The organism is Blautia caecimuris, assembly GCF_024622975.1.
Taxonomy (GTDB): Bacteria; Bacillota; Clostridia; order Lachnospirales; family Lachnospiraceae; genus Blautia_A; species Blautia_A caecimuris.
This window is the reverse complement of sequence record NZ_JANJZT010000002.1, coordinates 39,460-56,738: the sequence shown is the minus strand read 5'-3', so window position 1 is coordinate 56,738 and position 17,279 is coordinate 39,460. Positions and strand designations below refer to the sequence as shown.

General features: G+C 45.2%; 15 protein-coding genes. 13 read left to right on the top strand and 2 right to left on the bottom strand.

From position 1 onward, the window contains the following. Window positions 1-92 precede the first annotated feature (92 nt). Window positions 93-965, bottom strand: a complete 873-nt coding sequence (locus NSA57_RS01760; RefSeq protein WP_257463813.1) for a phosphoribosylaminoimidazolesuccinocarboxamide synthase — start codon at window positions 963-965, stop codon at window positions 93-95. Window positions 966-1,179: 214 nt separating this feature from the next. On the opposite strand from NSA57_RS01760, the gene NSA57_RS01755 reads away from it, so the two are divergent. The 9 genes from NSA57_RS01755 (at window position 1,180) to NSA57_RS01715 (ending at window position 11,157) form a co-directional block, all read left to right on the top strand. Further along, entirely contained in the window at window positions 1,180-1,959 is a 780-nt protein-coding gene (locus NSA57_RS01755; protein WP_022068618.1) for a 4Fe-4S binding protein, read from the top strand. Then, entirely contained in the window at window positions 1,956-2,714 is a 759-nt protein-coding gene (locus NSA57_RS01750) for a TraX family protein (RefSeq protein ID WP_257463812.1), read from the top strand. Before NSA57_RS01755 ends, NSA57_RS01750 begins: the two co-directional genes overlap by 4 nt. Before the next feature lie 118 nt (window positions 2,715-2,832). After that, the gene (locus NSA57_RS01745) at window positions 2,833-3,531 is read left to right on the top strand and encodes a response regulator transcription factor (RefSeq protein ID WP_257463811.1); all 699 of its coding nucleotides are present in this window, start codon (window positions 2,833-2,835) and stop codon (window positions 3,529-3,531) included. Beyond that, on the top strand, window positions 3,528-4,550 hold the full coding sequence (locus NSA57_RS01740) for a sensor histidine kinase (protein ID WP_257463810.1): 1,023 nt from the start codon (window positions 3,528-3,530) through the stop codon (window positions 4,548-4,550). The genes NSA57_RS01745 and NSA57_RS01740 overlap by 4 nt, the downstream gene beginning before the upstream one ends. A 13-nt stretch (window positions 4,551-4,563) precedes the next feature. Next, entirely contained in the window at window positions 4,564-5,256 is a 693-nt protein-coding gene (locus NSA57_RS01735) for an ABC transporter ATP-binding protein (protein ID WP_257463809.1), read from the top strand. Continuing rightward, window positions 5,240-6,472: an ABC transporter permease gene (locus tag NSA57_RS01730; protein ID WP_257463808.1), complete on the top strand. Its 1,233-nt coding sequence runs from the start codon at window positions 5,240-5,242 to the stop codon at window positions 6,470-6,472. Before NSA57_RS01735 ends, NSA57_RS01730 begins: the two co-directional genes overlap by 17 nt. After that, window positions 6,459-7,781: an ABC transporter permease family protein gene (locus NSA57_RS01725; RefSeq protein WP_257463807.1), complete on the top strand. Its 1,323-nt coding sequence runs from the start codon at window positions 6,459-6,461 to the stop codon at window positions 7,779-7,781. The genes NSA57_RS01730 and NSA57_RS01725 overlap by 14 nt, the downstream gene beginning before the upstream one ends. Before the next feature lie 121 nt (window positions 7,782-7,902). Further along, window positions 7,903-8,574 carry an ABC transporter ATP-binding protein gene (locus tag NSA57_RS01720; protein WP_257463806.1) on the top strand — a complete coding sequence of 224 codons (672 nt, stop codon included), beginning with the start codon at window positions 7,903-7,905 and terminating at the stop codon, window positions 8,572-8,574. Window positions 8,575-8,589: 15 nt separating this feature from the next. Then, window positions 8,590-11,157: an ABC transporter permease gene (locus NSA57_RS01715; RefSeq protein WP_257463805.1), complete on the top strand. Its 2,568-nt coding sequence runs from the start codon at window positions 8,590-8,592 to the stop codon at window positions 11,155-11,157. 144 nt (window positions 11,158-11,301) lie between these two features. Here the strand turns inward: NSA57_RS01715 and NSA57_RS01710 are convergent, their stop codons facing one another. After that, complete coding sequence (locus NSA57_RS01710) at window positions 11,302-11,871, bottom strand: TetR/AcrR family transcriptional regulator (RefSeq protein WP_022068622.1); 570 nt, start codon at window positions 11,869-11,871, stop codon at window positions 11,302-11,304. Window positions 11,872-12,121: 250 nt separating this feature from the next. Here NSA57_RS01710 and NSA57_RS01705 point away from each other — a divergent pair, with 250 nt between their 5' ends. Genes NSA57_RS01705 through NSA57_RS01690 form a run of 4 tightly spaced genes read left to right on the top strand, consistent with a single transcriptional unit; the run spans window position 12,122 to window position 17,274 of the window. Then, window positions 12,122-13,840 (top strand): NAD(P)/FAD-dependent oxidoreductase, encoded by a 1,719-nt coding sequence (locus NSA57_RS01705; RefSeq protein ID WP_257463804.1) that lies wholly within the window; start codon window positions 12,122-12,124, stop codon window positions 13,838-13,840. Continuing rightward, window positions 13,837-15,111 carry an NAD(P)/FAD-dependent oxidoreductase gene (locus tag NSA57_RS01700; RefSeq protein WP_257463803.1) on the top strand — a complete coding sequence of 425 codons (1,275 nt, stop codon included), beginning with the start codon at window positions 13,837-13,839 and terminating at the stop codon, window positions 15,109-15,111. Before NSA57_RS01705 ends, NSA57_RS01700 begins: the two co-directional genes overlap by 4 nt. Beyond that, window positions 15,108-15,536, top strand: coding sequence for a DUF1667 domain-containing protein (locus tag NSA57_RS01695; protein ID WP_147599083.1), 429 nt, complete (start codon window positions 15,108-15,110; stop codon window positions 15,534-15,536). Before NSA57_RS01700 ends, NSA57_RS01695 begins: the two co-directional genes overlap by 4 nt. Continuing rightward, entirely contained in the window at window positions 15,529-17,274 is a 1,746-nt protein-coding gene (locus NSA57_RS01690) for an FAD-binding oxidoreductase (RefSeq protein WP_138270496.1), read from the top strand. Before NSA57_RS01695 ends, NSA57_RS01690 begins: the two co-directional genes overlap by 8 nt. The last annotated feature ends 5 nt before the right edge of the window (window positions 17,275-17,279 follow it).

Genomic DNA, 17,279 nt, shown 5'->3' with positions numbered 1-17,279 from the left:
TTTCACAGATCCAGGAGAAGCCTGCATAAGAAAAACACTGTACAGACACTCAGTAAAAGAGCTGCTGCACAGTGTTTTTTTCGTCAGAAGATTTATTTCAGTTTTTCGCCTGTAAGCATTTCATATGCCTGAAGATATTTGTCGATAGTCTTGTCAACGATCTCCTGAGGAAGAGTCCAGTCATGACCGTCATTTTCTTTCAGCCAGTCGCGGGCAAACTGCTTGTCAAAGGAAGGCTGACCGTGTCCCGGTTCATATCCGTCAGCAGGCCAGAAACGGGAGCTGTCCGGTGTAAGCATTTCATCACCGATCACCATGTTTCCGTTTTCGTCAAGACCAAATTCAAATTTTGTATCTGCAATGATGATTCCTTTGCTGAGTGCGTATTCTGCGCATTTTTTGTACAGAGCAATGGTGTTGTCACGAAGCTTTTCAGCAAGCTCGCGGCCTTTTCCGGGGAAGTATTTTTCCAGATGATCAACGCTCTGCTCAAAGGAGATGTTTTCGTCATGATCTCCGATCTCAGCTTTTGTGGATGGTGTGTAGATTGGTTCAGGAAGCTTGTCAGATTCTTTCAGGCCCTCCGGCAGTTTAATGCCGCAGACTGTGCCGTTTTCCTGATAGCTTGCCCAGCCGCTGCCGGTAATGTAGCCGCGGACAATACATTCGATAGGAAGCATGCTCAGCTTTTTGCACATCATGGATTTTCCGTCATATTTTTCATTCTGGAAAAATTCCGGCATATCTTTTACATCTACAGAAATCATGTGGTTTGGCAGAATATCTTCTGTCATATCAAACCAGAATTTAGACATCTGTGTAAGGACAGTGCCTTTTTTGGTAACCTCGTTGTTCAGAATTACGTCAAAGCAGCTGATGCGGTCAGTTGCAACCATGATCAGGCTGTCGCCGTTATCGTAGATCTCGCGTACCTTACCTTCTTTGATCGGTTTTAAATTCTGCATGTGTTCACACCTCATCATTAGATTTTTGTTTTTCGTTTCCCTGTAAAAAGTAGCACTGTTTGACAGTTTCTGTCAAGAGCAATTTCAAAACTTCTTTCGGGTTCTTTTAAAAATACAAAAATACAAAGTGAACAGTCAAATTCAACAGGATTCCGATTGAACGGGGAATTTGTTTGCAGTATAATAATATTCGACAAAAAATAAGGAGGACACCATGATGGCAGTGTATGAGATCACATTCAGCCCCACAGGGGGAACCGATAAAGTAACAGAACTTCTGACGGAAGCAATGGACGGCGAAAAAAGAAGGATAAGTCTTTTGCCGGAAAAGGAAGATTACAGCAGACATGTATTTAAAAGCGGGGATATCTGTTTTATTGCAGTTCCTTCTTTTGGGGGAAGAGTTCCTCAGGAGGCTGCAAAAAGGCTTGGAATGATGAAAGGAAATCAGGCCCGGGCGGTTCTGGTATGCGTTTACGGAAACAGGGCGTATGAGGACACGCTGATTGAATTAAAAGATGTGGCTGATAAGGCAGGATTTGTCCCGGCAGCGGCAGTGGCAGCCATTGCAGAACATTCCATTATGCATAAATTTGCAGCGGGAAGACCGGATGAAACAGATCAGAAAGAACTCCGGGAGTTTGGAAAAAGGGTCAGAGAATATCTGGAACATCAGGAAAAAACAGGAGAGCTCAGTGTTCCGGGAAATCATCCTTACAAAGAGCTGGGGACGATTCCTTTTATTCCGAAGCCGGGAAAAGCATGCAATTCCTGCGGACGGTGCGCGGCGCTCTGTCCGGTGGGCGCTATTGACCTGAATAATGTAAAGAAGGTGGATGAAGAGAAATGTATCTCCTGTATGCGATGTATTGCGGTCTGTCCGAAACATGCACGCAGCCTGAATAAAGTGGTTCTTTTTGCAGCAGAAAAGAAAATGGCAAAGCTGTTTGAAACAAGAAAAGAAAATGAGCTGTTTCTGGGGGAAGCTGAATGACGGACAGCAGAAATCTTACAGAAAAAAGAGGAATGAACCGGGACACGATTAAATATATTGCCATGATCACCATGCTTTTGAACCATGTTTCCTTTATTTTTCTGGAACCGGGAACTGTATTGGCTGAGATATTAACAGCTGTGGGGTATTTTACCGCTCCTGTGATGTGTTATTTCCTGGTGGAGGGAATGACTTATACCAGATCTCCGAAAAAATATGGACAGAGACTGCTTTTGTTTGCTGTGATCTCGGAGCTTCCCTATTGCCTGGCCATGACAGGGGAAGGAATCATAGGCTTTGCGGGAATGGATATGCTGTTTACGCTGTTTTTATGTTTTCTGATCATAAAAGCCATGAGAGAGATCATCAATCCTCTAAGCAGAAATCTTGCTCTGGCAGGGCTGATTCTTCTGTCTCTGTTCTGTGACTGGGCAGTTCTTGCGCCTGCGTTTACCATTCTTTTTGTGAATGCAGGCAGGGATCACAGAAAGCTTAAAAGGGCGTTCCTGACAGGAACTCTGGTATTCGGGGCATTCAACTTCCTGGGCGGCTTTGGAAGATTTTCTATGGACATTAATATACTCTGTACGATTCTGAGTATGGCAGGACCGGCTGCGGCAGGTATCTGTATCCTGCGGTTTTATAACGGCAAAAGGGCAGAAACACACAGGAATTTTTCCAAGTGGTTTTTTTACTGGTTTTATCCGGTACATCTTTTGATACTGGGACTTGTGAGAGTGCTTTTGTTTGTCTGACAAAAAATAAGCTGGATCTGGCAGGCTTTATATCTGCCGGGTAAGGCTTTGTTTCCGGTTTGATGTAAATAACGGACGGACATAAAATTTGATAAACAGATATTAAAAAGAAAAAGGAATGGACAGAAAAATGAAAATACTTGTAGTGGAGGATGACCTTGCATTAAGCGCAGGCCTGTGCTTTGAGCTGGATGCCGGCGGCTATCTGACTGTAGCGGCATATACAGTCAGAAAGGCAGTCCAGCTTTTGGAAAATGAAGAATTTGCTCTTGTGCTTCTTGATGTAAATCTGCCGGACGGAAATGGATTTGAATTGTGCAGGGAGATCAAAAATAAGAAGCCGCAGCTTCCGGTGATCTTTCTGACAGCAAATGATCTGGAGGAAGATGTGCTGAACGGATTTGATCTGGGGGCAGAGGATTATGTGACAAAGCCTTTTAATATGAACATTCTTCTTCGGAGAGTCGAAGTTGCGCTCCGCAGGGGGAAGAAGGAACAGAACACAGATAAAAATCAGTGGAGCGACGGCTTCCTTCTTCTTGACTTTAAGACGCTGACTGCAGTCAGGGGAAAGGAACGGCTGCCTGTTACACCAAATGAATATAAGCTTTTGAAGGTTCTGACAGAAAACGCGGGGAACATTCTGCCACGAAAAAACCTCCTGGAACAGCTCTGGGATGCAGGAGGAAATTTCATTGACGATCATACTCTGACTGTGACCATGAACCGTCTTCGGGGAAAAATTGAGGATGAAGCTCATACTTATATAAAAACTGTGCGCGGTATGGGATATATATGGACAGGAGGGGCGCAATGAAAGAAAAAAAGATCACTGCAGTGCGGGTGGGAGTGCTTCTCCTGGCTGCACTTTTTTTTGCTGTTTTGCACTGGATACTCAGAGAAAAGGTTCCAGAAAGGCAAGTCAGACTGGCCGTCCTTGCATGTACAGCAGGAATCAGCGGCGCATCCTTTTTCTGGGTACGGTTTCATCACAGGCAGGTGGCTTTGTTTGCAGATGATATCTGTGAAATGTTGGATGCCCTGATGGCAGGACGGGAACCGGAAAATTATTTTCCATACGAGGATTCTTTGTCTGCCAGAGTTCAGGGAAAGCTGATGCAGTACTGCGACATGATGAAGGAGGAAGGGCTTCAGAACCGCAGGGATAAAGAAACTATTCAGGAGCTTGTCAGTGATATTTCCCACCAGGTAAAAACACCTGTTGCAAATATTAAAATGTTTACCGGAATCCTGAAAAAGCACGCTCTGTCAGAGGAAAAACGGGAGGAATTTCTGTCAACTCTGGAAGGACAGATCAATAAGCTGGATTTTCTGATGCAGTCTCTGATTAAAATGTCGCGTCTGGAAACAGGAACCTTTGTACTTCATATGAAAGAAGCGCCTTTAAGCGAAACCATTGCCAGGGCAATGAGCGGAGTATGGGCGGCAGCAGAAAGAAAACATATTTCTCTTGAGGTACAATGCCATGAAGAACTGACTGCCCTTCATGATCCAAAGTGGACTGCAGAGGCAGTGGGTAATCTTCTGGACAATGCGGTAAAGTACACGCCTGATGGCGGAACCGTACAGGTGACGGTAGAACCGTGGCAGTTTTATACAAAGCTTACGGTTTCTGATACGGGAATTGGGATTGATGAAAGTCATTACCATGACGTGTTCCAGAGGTTCTTCCGGGAAGAAGAGGCGGCAGATAAGGAAGGCGTAGGACTTGGACTTTATCTGGCAAACGGAATCATTAATAAGCAGAAAGGATATATCAGTGTAAAATCACAAAAGGGGAAGGGTACGGCTTTCTCCGTATATTTATTAAGCTGAGAGGACTATTTTTATGGACATCGTAACAGTACATCATCTGAAAAAATATTACGGAAAAGGGGAAAAGCAGGTGCGGGCTCTTGACGGGATCGATCTTTCCATTGAAAAAGGGAAATTCACAGCAGTCATTGGCGCCAGCGGTTCCGGAAAAACAACACTTTTGAATATGATAGGCGGAATGGATGTTCCGGATGAGGGAGAGGTGATCGTGGACGGCATCAGTCTTCGGGGAATGAAGGAAAAGGAACTGGCAGTATTCAGGAGAAGAAAGGTGGGATTTATCCACCAGAATTTTAACCTGGTGTCTGCACTGACTGTCAGAGAGAATATTCTGTTTCCTTTAAGTCTGGATGGCGCTTCTCAGGATAAGATGCTTTTCCGGGAGATCACGGAAATACTGGGACTGGAAGACAGGCTGGATGCCTGGCCGGATCAGCTTTCCGGAGGCGGACAGCAGAGAGTTGCTGTTGCAAGAGCCCTTATCTCACGTCCTGCCATTATCTTGGCAGACGAGCCTACAGGAAACCTGGACTCAAAAAACAGCCAGAATGTTATGGGATTTTTGAAAATGTCAGTAGAGACATATCATCAGACCCTGGTGATGATCACGCATAATCTGGAAATTGCTCAGATGGCAGACCGTGTAATACGAATTGAGGATGGACGTATCTTCGGACAGGAGGAAACACATGCTGCTCAATTTTAATCTGAAGATCTGCCGTACTCTTGTTTACAGAGAAATGAAACGGAGAAAAATAAAGTCATTTCTTCTTGTTTTTTCCGCGGCTCTTGTTGCAGGAATGTATACCTTTCTGTTCCTTCTGGGAAATGCCATAGAAGGGGCTTATCTTCTGAAATTTGAATACAATTATGGATCTTCCAGCCACATTATTTATAAAGGGATGACAGAGCAGCAGGCAGAGTCGGTAAAAGAGAATCCGGCAGTAAAAAGTACGGTGTCTGTTTCGGAAATCGGGACTCTCACAGACGAAATGCTCGGCTACCGTTCTGTAATTCTTGCTCCGGCAGACGAAGCATATGCCAAAAGTGTAAGCTCTGTTCCGGAAAAGGGAAGAATGCCGTCAGGCCCGGAGGAGATCGCTTTGGATGTATACACCATGGACTCCCTGGGAATTCCCAGAGAACAGGGAACCCCGGTTTCTCTTCAGTGGATGGACAGGGAAGGAACTACGCATATCTCTGATTTTGTTCTCAGCGGCTGGTGGGAAAGCTCAGCGAATTTCGCCGAGGCTTGCGCGTGGATCACAGAGGAACGGGCGGAAAAGCTTTGTCCGGGATTTCAGAATAAAAAGACAGAAAACAGGACTGTGGGCGTGACACTTTATCAGCCGGAAAATCTGGAACAGCAGGCGCAGACAATCCTGACTGCACAGGGAGCCGGTGAAATCCCTTTTTCTGTAAACTCATCCTATGATCAGATGAACAGGATGTATGCGCGAATAAAAAGCGCACAGTATTATCCATCTGTGTTTCTGGTTCTGATCTGCGGGTTTTTACTGCTGTACAATATTCTTCGAGTATCGCTTCCTGAGGAACTGCAGTCATATGCAGGACTGAAGATGCTTGGAATGACGCCTCGGCAGATCAGGAAGTGCTTTTTTGAGCAGGCATGGGCAGTAACTGTTCTGTCAATGATTCCCGGCTGGATGATTGGCTTTGGCATACATTATCTGGTCACTTCCAGAATGATAGAGGGAATGGAAGAAAATCCGGCGTTATATTTTTTGAGCGCAGGTCCGTTTATTCTGGCTGCCCTTTGCACAGCGGCAACATCAGGCCTTGCCTATTTTTCTTTTAGCTTTCGTATTAACGGGATGCTTCCGGCAGATGCGGCATATTTTGGGAAAACAATGAAAAGGCGTTCAGGAAAGAAGGGGGGCTGGAAAGGTGACATTGTTTAAACTGGCTCTTCGTTTTCTGAAAAAGGACTGGAGGCATATGGTCTTTGTGGCAGCGCCTCTGTTTCCGGCCCTTCTGATTCTATGTACTGCCTGGGTACAGTATATCAGTTATGATGAGGATATTTACCTGTCTGCGTATTCGCCTTGGGATTATATTCTGTTTGACGGATCGGCTCAGATTTCTGTACAACGTTACAATGAAAAGAATCAGAACCTTACAGAGCGTACTGTTGAAAAAATAAAAGAACAGGCTGAGGTGACGGATATCAGTGTTATGAAAACACATGAAACAGAGCTTACAGCTTCTCCGGAGCTCCGGGAATATCTGGTTGAATTTTATAATAAAAAAACGGAAGAGGGTATCAGCCGAAAAGAGATGATGGCAAATCAGAAGGGATGGATAAATGGCCTGGAACGTCTGGAAAAAACAGGAAAATATACAGCCATTGTTGTGGGGACAGAAGGGGCGTTTCTTGATTATATTCTTCATGATCAGCCGATAGTCCAGGGAGAATTTGACCAGGAAAAGTTTTTAAGCGGAGATTATGCGCTGACGGCAGGAGCGGTAGATACAGAGCTTGCTTCCCTTCCGGCAGGGGCTCAGGTGGAGATCGCAGGAAAGAATCTTGAGATTATGACAGTAGCCCAGGTGGCCAGTAATTTTTTCTGCGGAGCAAACAGCCCGGACGCAGAATTTAACCTGATTTACTGTGTGCCTCTGGAAACCTTTGATCAGATGTTTCCCGGACAGGCATACCGGCAGGCTACTGTAAATATAAAAGAGGGAAAAGAAAAAAGCTTTGAAGCCTTTCTCAGTCAGTATCAGGAAAGTGTGAATACGGGAATCGGTTTCCGTTCTAAAGGGGAATACCGGGAAAATTTTTATACGGCAAGGCTTAATGAGGTTCTGGCCTTTTTTATCATAGGAACAGTGATCCTTGCAGCCGGACTGATCAATTATGGAAACATTCTTCTCACAAAGATCATTGTAGAAAAAAGGGAGTTTGCAGTGTACGAAAGCCTGGGTATGACAGTGGGGCAGCTGAAAAAACTCCTGATCACGGAGGGACTTCTGCAGGGAGGCGTCCTACTTCTGATATTGATCCCTTCTGTATTTCTGATTACCTGGCCGGGGGTTCCGGTCTGGTTTTCTCAGATGGGCTCCTGGTGTATGGTTTACCGTTATTCTCTGCTTCCTTTATGGATTGCCGCAATGATTCTGGTGCTGATGTCTGTTCTGATTCCTCTTCTGGGACTTGCGGCAGTGAGAAAAGGAACGATCCATGACAGAATGGGGATCCGGGAATAAAAAATTCTAATGTTACAAAAATGTACCTTTGCTGTACCTTTGTTTTGACATTCCTCTGATAAACTGTAATTACTTGAGAGGGAGAAAACACTTCCGCAGAGAATTACAGGAGGAGAGACATATGAGTACAGTTTTAAAAGCCAGAGGGCTGAAAAAATATTATGGAAAAGGCGAAGCGCAGGTCCGGGCTCTGGACGGAGTGGATCTGGATATTGAAAAGGGGGAATTTACTGCGATCATCGGAACCAGCGGTTCCGGAAAATCAACCCTTCTTCATATGCTGGGAGGCCTTGACACACCTACAGCCGGAAAGATTTTTGTGGGAAATACAGAGCTGTCCGCGCTGAAAAGTGAGGAGGCAGCAGTTTTTCGCAGAAAACAGATCGGATTTATTTTTCAGAATTATAATCTGATCCCGGTGCTCAGTGTATGGGAAAATATTGTGTTTCCCATCTCTCTTGACAGGCAGAAGCCGGACAGAAGATTTATTATGGAGATCGTAAAACTGCTGGGACTGGAAAAGAAACTGGACAGCCTTCCAAATAACCTGTCAGGTGGACAGCAGCAGAGAGTGGCCATTGCCCGAGCTCTGGCAGGAAAGCCGTCGATCATTCTGGCAGATGAGCCTACAGGAAATCTGGATTCTCATACCAGCGACGACGTGGTTGGTCTTTTGAAAATGACAGCAAGAGAGTTTCATCAGACGATTGTTATGATCACTCACAACCCTGAAATTGCGCAGATGGCTGACCGTGTGATCCGTATTGAAGACGGACGCATTGCAGCCGATTAAGGAGGGGATGAGAGGATGAAAGCAGGAAAAGAAAAAAGGTTTGACGGGATCCGTGTGCTGAATCAGAGAACCTTCCGCAAAAACAGGGGAAGAAATCTGGTTGCAGTTCTTGCAATCCTGATGACTACAATGATGTTCACTACCTTATTTACTCTTGCGCAGAGTATGAACAAAAACCTGATTGAAATGACATTCCGCCAGACCGGATATGACGCACAGACTTCTTTTAAAACAATCGCGCCGGAACAGGCAGAACGTCTGGCGGCCCATTCAGAGGTAAAAGAGCTGGGACAGAGTATTGTTCTGGGGCTGGCAGAAAATAAACAGCTTGCCGGTCATCAGACGGAAATCCGATGGGCTGATGAAAGCTATGCAAAACATTCCTTTGCCATGCCGTCAGAAGGCGGACTGCCTCAGAAGAGGGACGAGATTGCGCTGGATACCCTTACTTTAGACAAGCTGGGAGTGGAACATCAGCTGGGTGAAAAAGTTACTCTGGAGTGGAGAAAAGATCTGTCAGCTCCTGATGGGGAAGTGATTTCCTCTGAATTTACTCTCTGTGGATTCTGGGAAGGAAACGCTTCCAGTTATTCCAGTATGGCATGGGTCAGCCGGGAATACGCAGATGAAATGACAGGCGGAAACTATAATCAGGAGGGACAGGTTTTAGGACAGTATATGGCGCAGGTCACCCTGCATGGCGACAGCCATATAGAAGAAACCATGAATGGAATTCTTGCAGATACCGGAATGACGGAACTGGAATACGGTGTAAACCTTGCGTATTCTCCGGAAATGGGAGCAACGGCTCTCCAGGAGACACTTCCTATGTATCTGGGAATGATCCTGGTATTTATTGCTGGTTATCTGATTATTTATAATATTTTTCAGATCAGTGTTACTGCTGACGTACAGTTTTATGGAAAGCTGAAAACTCTTGGCTCCTCCAACCGTCAGATCAGAAAGCTGATCTACGGACAGGCCCAGCGTCTTTGTATCATAGGAATCCCTGCAGGGCTGATTGCAGGCTGGGGACTTGGAATGGTGCTTGTTCCTGTTCTTACAGGTATGGTAGAGGGAGGCGGCAGCGTCTCGGCAAATCCTGTCATCTTTATAGGCTCCGCGGTGTTTGCAGGCCTGACAGTTCTGATTTCCTGTATGCGCCCGGCAAGACTGGCCAGCAGGGTTTCCCCGGTAGAAGCTCTGAGGATGAATGATGCAGATGGAAAAATCAAAAAGAAGAAACGCCACAGAACAGGAAGTACTTCTCTGGAAGCCATGGCCTGGGCAAATCTTGGAAGAAATAAAAAACGTACCGTTACAGTAATCTGTTCCCTCAGTCTGGGACTGGTGCTTTTAAGCTGCTTTTATGCAAAAAGCGCTTCATTTGACATGGAAAAGTATCTGGCGGATCTGACTCTTTCAGATTTTGAGCTGGAGGAGGTTACAAGTGAAGATTATATAGGAGGCTACGATCCAAAAGGAACCACCTTAAACAGTGAGCTGACAGAAAAGCTGGAATCCATGGAAGGAGTGGAGGCCTTAGGACATCAGTATTCTCATCAGTTTATATGGGAAATGAATGAAGATACAGTTCAGAATCTGAAGGATTTTTATACGGAAGATATGCTGAAAGACTGGTCTGAATATGATCCGGAAGGACCGGAACAGTTCAGAAAAGCAGTAGATACCGGAGAGGCCAATGCAGTTGTATATGGACTGGATGGGATCCCGCTGGATGGAATCACTCAGGAAAAGTATCTTATGGACGGAGAGTTTGACGGGGCTGCTTTTGCCGGAGGCGATTATGTTCTTGCAGTTGGTCCGGCAAATGACCCGGGGCAGAAATTGCCTGTACTTCCCGCGCCGTCTGTGGGAAGTAAAATAACTCTTGAAGGAAAGGAATATACAGTAATGGCAGTGGTGTATCCTCTGATGCCTGTAGACAATGGCGCATCAGAAGTGGGCGCGCCGAATGCTATGGAGCTTCATTTTATTATGCCTTCAGATACATTCCGCAGTCTATGGCCGGAAAATACACTGCGCAGATTATTTGTTAATGTAGATGACGCTCATCTGGAGCAGACTCAGGAATGGTTGGATGAGTATACAGAAAATGTGGATAGCAGCCTTCCGGTTACATCAAGACAGACCATGGCAGAGCAGTATGAGAAGGAGACACGTTCTTCTGCTGTAATGGGAAATGCCATTAGTATCATTATTGCTCTTGTTGGAATTTTGAATTTTATCAATTCTATGGTAACCGCCATTGTATCACGAAAAAGAGAGTTTGCCATGATCCAGAGTGTGGGAATGACAAAACGGCAGCTCTGCAGGATGCTGGTATATGAAGGGCTTTATTATGCAGGGATCACCCTGATCGTGTCTTATGTTCTCAGCTCTTTTGCAGTGGGAGTTGTGATCCGGGCTATGGTGGAGGGCGGTTTTACTACTTTCCGTTTTACCCTTCTGCCTTTACTTATCTGCACGCCTCTGCTTTTGATCTTTGCAGTTCTGATTCCCTGTTGCTGCTTCAGAAATCTGGAAAAACAGAGCATTGTTGAGAGGCTGAGGATGGAATAAGAAAACAAAGGTTTTATATGGAACTGCTGCTGTACAGGAAATATTGTTAAAAGAAAAGAGCACTTCACATATACCGGTTCCTCAATGGTCGAAACTGAACTCAGACCATTGATGCTTACAGGAAAAATGTGATCAGCGCTCTTTTTATTTTTTCGGAAAGAACTGTTCAATATAAGCGGCGGTCTGACTGATAAATTTTTCTGTATCAAGGTGATCGTTCTGTATTGTTTGATGCATGGAAAGACCGTCAGAAAGAAGGAGAAGAAGCCAGGAAAAATATTCGCCTGAAACCTTGTCTGTACGTTCTGAAATTTTTTTGGCGATCAGAGAAGCGAAACACTGATAGCGGCGTATCAGATGAGTCCTTATTTCCTCATTGCCGATCATAGCATCATAAAAAAGAGGCAGGCGGAGTTTGACACCGGCTACGTCGCGTTCCAGAACATAACGGACAAGACGGTGAAGGGAAGTATCTTTATCTGCATTGTCTGTCCACTGACAAAGCTCTGTCCACTGCTCGTCCAGATATTTGTCTGTGATCGCAAATAACAGTTCATTTTTGTTTTTAAAATGATAGTAGAGAGTTCCCTTGGATATTCCCGCTTCAGATGCAAGCTGAGAAAGAGAAATCTCAGAAAAGGGTTTTTCTTCCAGAAGTTTTTCGGCGGTACTGACGATCAGACTGCGGACATCTTCTTTTCTGGGTGCGGCCATTAAGTTACCTCCTGAAAATAGTTGATTACTGTTCATTTATTGTAACGTGTTTTGGGTGTTTTGTCCATAAACATTAAAGGAAAAAGAATGTTCCGGATGCGGATTCAGAGCATTGTTTTATGGAAGGATGTGGATATATTTTATATTAAAGTGATTGAATATATCATGTTTTTGTTGACTTTGCATAAAAATATGATACTATAAAAGAAAAAGTCGTACATACGACCGACTTGTGAAAGAAGGGATATGAGTGGATTGTCAGAAGCTTCAAAAAAAGGTACGGAGCATCTACGGAAACAGTATCCGGGTAACTGAGAAGGATGGAAATATAGTTCTGTCCGGAACTCTGAAAAAATGGGAGGATATTGTAGGGGCCTGCTCTTTGTGCGTGGATAAAAAGAGAAGATATCATGTAATCAATAATCTGAAGCTGGAAAATACAGAGCTTCCCAAAATGAAACTTCCTCATATTCAGGATCAGGCTCTGGAAGGCAGAAAACCGGATGTTCTGGTGATCGGCGGCGGAATTTCAGGCGCCAGTATTGCCAGAGAACTGATGAAATGGAAACTGGATGTACTTCTGGCAGAAAAAGAAAGTGATGTTGCCATGCATGCTTCCGGTCGCAATGACGGAGAAGTTCATCCGGGGATCGATCTTGGAAAAGGAACTCTGAAACAGCATTACGTGATTGCCGGAAACCGGATGTATGGAAAAATCTGCAAAGAGCTGGACGTACCTTTTAAAAGATGCGGTCAGTATGTGGGTATGATGCACTGGAGCGAGCTGCTTCCCGCATATCTTTATGCATGTCAGAGAAAATACATGTGCGGTGTTTCCGATACACGGGTGATTTCAGGAAAAACTCTCAGAAAGCGGGAGCCTCATCTGAATCCGGATATGAAATTTGCAATTTATAACAGTATGGCAGGAAGCGTCTGCCCCTATGGTCTTACCATTGCCTATGCAGAAAACGCTGTGCAGAACGGGGCGGAGGTGGCTTTGAATACAGCGGTTTTGTCTATGGATGTAAAAGACGGAAAAATCAGAAGTGTGCTTACCAACAGAGGGCGGATCTATCCGGAGATCGTAATCAATGCTGCCGGAGTTTTTGCAGAAGATGTGGCTGAAATGGCAGGGGACAGATTTTATTCTATTCACCCCAGGCGGGGAACCAATGCCATTCTGGATAAAAAGGCCGGAAAACTTATGGGCGGGATCGCCTCCTGGAAAACTCTTAAAAAAACTTCCGGCCATACAAAAGGCGGAGGGATTGTCCATACGGCTCATGATAATCTTCTGGTTGGTCCGGATGCAGTGGAAACTTATGAAAAGGAAAATTTTGCAACCCAGGCATCCAGCATTGAGAATAATTTTAAAAAGCAGCAGGGTACTGTTAAAGAACTGTCCCAGAGAGATATCATTACATATTTTACCGGGGTAAGAGCTCCTACTTTCGAGGAGGATTTTGTAATTGAGCGGGGCAGAAAAACAAAGAATCTGATTCACTGTGCAGGAATTCAGTCGCCGGGGCTTACCACTGCTCCGGCAGTTGCAAAAGATGTGGCGAAAATGGCGGCAAAAATGGTATCAGCTTCACATCCGGTAAAGAAAAATGAGAGCTATAACCCTTACAGAAAAGGTGTTCCGAGACTTCGTGAAATGTCTCCGGAACAGAGAAATAAACTGATTCAGAAACGACCGGATTACGGGGTGATGATATGCCGCTGTGAGGAAATCAGCAAGGGGGAGATTGTGGATGCGCTGTGTTCGCCTCTTCCTGTATATACTGTTGATGGAGTAAAAAAGAGGGTACGTCCGGGAATGGGACGCTGTCAGGGCGGTTTCTGTATGCCTCTTGTGGCGGAAATCATCAGTGAGGTCACAGGCCAGCCATTGGAGAAAGTGAAAAAAAGCGGCGGTGACAGTTATCTTTTATTCGGGAAAACAAAGGCAGGTGACGGAAAATGATTTATGATGTGATCGTTATCGGCGGAGGCCCGGCAGGACTTGCGGCTGCAATAGCCGCAAAAAAAGAAGGGGCACAGGTTCTTCTGATCGAAAGAGAAGGACGGCTGGGAGGTATTCTGAAACAATGTATTCATGATGGCTTCGGTTTGCAGCGTTTCAAGGAAAAGCTGTCCGGACCGGAGTATGCAGAACGGTTTATTGAGGAGTTTCACAGTCTGGAAATTCCGGCGAAGCTGTGGACGTTTGTTACAAAGATCCGGAAATCAGATCAGGATTTTCAGGTGTGGACAGTCAGCAGAAATGGAGTGGAAATGCTGGTATCCAGAACGCTGATTCTGGCTACAGGCTGCCGTGAGCGTACAGCAAAACAGGTATCCATTCACGGAACAAGACCGGCCGGAGTTTATACGGCAGGGACAGCGCAGCATTTTACCAATCTGCAGGGGGTGATGCCTGCCCGAAGATGTGTGATTCTGGGAAGTGGTGATATCGGCCTTATCATGGCAAGAAGACTGAAACTGGAAGGGGCAGATATTCTCGGCGTTTATGAGGTGAGGCCGGAGCCTTCCGGACTTACCAGAAACATGATCCAGTGCCTGGAGGATTTTGATATTCCTCTTCATTTATCGGAAACAGTCACAAGAATATTTGGGGATGACCGGCTGACAGGTGTGGAAATTGCCAAAGTGGATGAACAGATGCAGCCTGTTCCGGGAACAGAAAAGAGAATTGACTGTGATACCCTCATTTTATCGGTTGGACTGATTCCGGAAAATGAAATGGCAGAAAGTCTCCGGGTTACTATGGATCCCCGGACAAAAGGCCCTGTCTGTGATTCATGGGCCATGACGGATGTGCCGGGAGTATTTTCCTGTGGAAATGCTTTTCATGTCAATGATCTTGTAGATTATGTGTCAGAAAGCGGAGAGCTGGCAGGAACTTCTGCGGCCAGATATTTCAGAGAACTGAAAGGAGAGGCTGACAGAACAGCGGAAAACTGGATTTCCGTGGAGACAGAAGGAGGGCTTGCTTATGTGGTTCCCCAGAAGATACGGAAAAGCGATCTGGACAAAAAGCTTGTTTTTTATTTCCGGTGCAGAAGGACTATGGGAGAAAGTATGCTTGCAGCGATTTCAGCAGGAAAAACAGTTTTTGAGAAAAAATATCAGGCAGTAAGGCCTCCGGAAATGGAGCGGGTTGTCATTGATCTGTCAAAAGCAGACATAGTCGGAACGTCCCTTGTTTTTCAGCTTGGGGAGGTGCAGGCATGAAGGAATTTGTTTGTATTACCTGCCCTAACAGTTGCCGTATGCAGGCAGAGTTGGAAAATGGGCAGTGGAAGGTAACTGGAAATAAATGTAAAAGAGGGCAGCAATTTGCGGAAAGTGAAATGACCTGCCCAAAAAGAACTTTTTCTACTACGGTAAAAACTGCCTGGGATTCAGTTCCGGTGATTCCGGTCCGTGTGTCCCGGGAGATACCAAAAGATAAAATTTTTCAGATTATGGAAGAAATCAATCATATGACGGTCAGAAAATCCATGGGAAGGGGCGATGTTCTTATTCCTGACGTACTTGGCCTTCATGCGGATGTGATCGTTACCAGCAGTGTTCTGAAGGAGTATCTGGAGGAAAATAATAAGGAGAATACCTATATGCACAAAGACTGCGCGCAGGAAGGAGGAAATTATGAGTAAGCCATATAAAGGATTTGAGCCGAAATGGGTGAAGGAAGCAGCGCCTACAGACAGCTGGCGTTCTGTATTCAGATGGGGAGATCCGGATTTTGTAAAATATCCAAAAGAATCTCTTTACAAAATGATGAAAGAAAAATTTAAGATGACAGATGACGATTTCCGACATTATGACGGAAGCATCGGAATGGAAAAGATAGAACTTACAAATTGTCCGGTACGTCTGGAGCAGAAGCATATAGATGCTCTGAAAGAGATCGTTGGTGAGAAGTATGTGCGTACAGACGATTATGCGAGGGTGTCTGTAGCCTATGGAAAAACAGCCTATGACGCCATGCGTCTGAGAGAAAAACGTCTGGATTCACTTCCTGATGCAGTGGTTTATCCGGCAAAAACAGAAGAGGTAGAGGCTATTGTGGCTTATTGTACCAAAGAAAAAATCCCTCTTTATGTTTACGGAGGCGGAAGCAGCGTAACCATGGGTGTGGAGCCGGTAAACGGCGGAATCTCTCTGGATATGCGTCTGCGTTTTAATGAGGTTGTTTCTTTTAATGAAACAGATCAGACAATTACTGTTCAGGCTGGAATGTCAGGGCCAAAACTTGAAAAAATATTAAATAACGCACAGACTGTTTTTGGAGCCAGACGCGCCTATACCTGCGGGCACTTTCCACAGTCCTTTGAGTACAGCAGTGTAGGCGGATGGGTTGTCACAAGAGGAGCCGGCCAGAACAGTACTTACTATGGCTGTATTACAGATATTGTGCTGTCACAAAAATATGCTACCCCTATTGGCAACATACAGACCAGTCACTATCCCAGAGAAGCTACCGGTCCGAATCTGAACCAGATCATGATGGGAAGCGAGGGGGCTTTTGGTGTTCTGACAGAGGTGACCTTAAAGGTATTCCGCTACATGCCGGAAAACAGAAAACGTTTCTCCTATATTTTTAAAAACTGGAAGGTCGCCATGGCGGCAGCCAGAGAGATGATGCAGTGTGAGGCAGGATTTTCTTCCGTATTCCGTCTGTCAGACCCGGAGGAAACAAACCTTATGCTGAGACTGTATAATGTGGATGAGACGCCGCTTTGGAAACTTCTGGATATCAGAGGCTTTCGGGATATGGAGCGCTGTCTGTTTCTTGGATTTACAGACGGCGGAAAGGGCTATTCCAAAAATGTGGCTGCAAATATCAGAAGGATTGCTCATAAATATAAAGCAATGAGCCTTACCTCCTACGTTACAAAAAGCTGGGAAAAAGGTCGGTTTAATGATCCGTATCTGAGAGATACCATGATGGATTTTGGTATTGTTACAGATACACTGGAATGTACGGTGAACTGGTCAAATATGGCAAAGGTACACAGGGAAGTGAGAAAAGTCTGCCATAAGCTTCCAAATACCATTGTGACAACTCACATGTCCCACTGTTATCCACAGGGGGCAAACCTGTATTTTATTTTTATTACAAGGATGAGCGGAGCGGATAAATTCCGGGCATATCATACAACGATTCTTGATGCCATTCAGAAGTCCGGGGCAGCGATCAGCCACCACCATGGAATCGGAAAAATGTTTGCGCCGTGGCTTGAGGGAAGCCTGGGACATACAGAGTACGGTGTGTTTAAGGTTCTGAAGGATTATTTTGATAAAGACTATCTGATGAATCCGGGCGGCACTCTTGGACTGGATCTGGATGAGGATAAAAAGAAATACCTGAAAGAAGGGATTACACGCTGATCTGC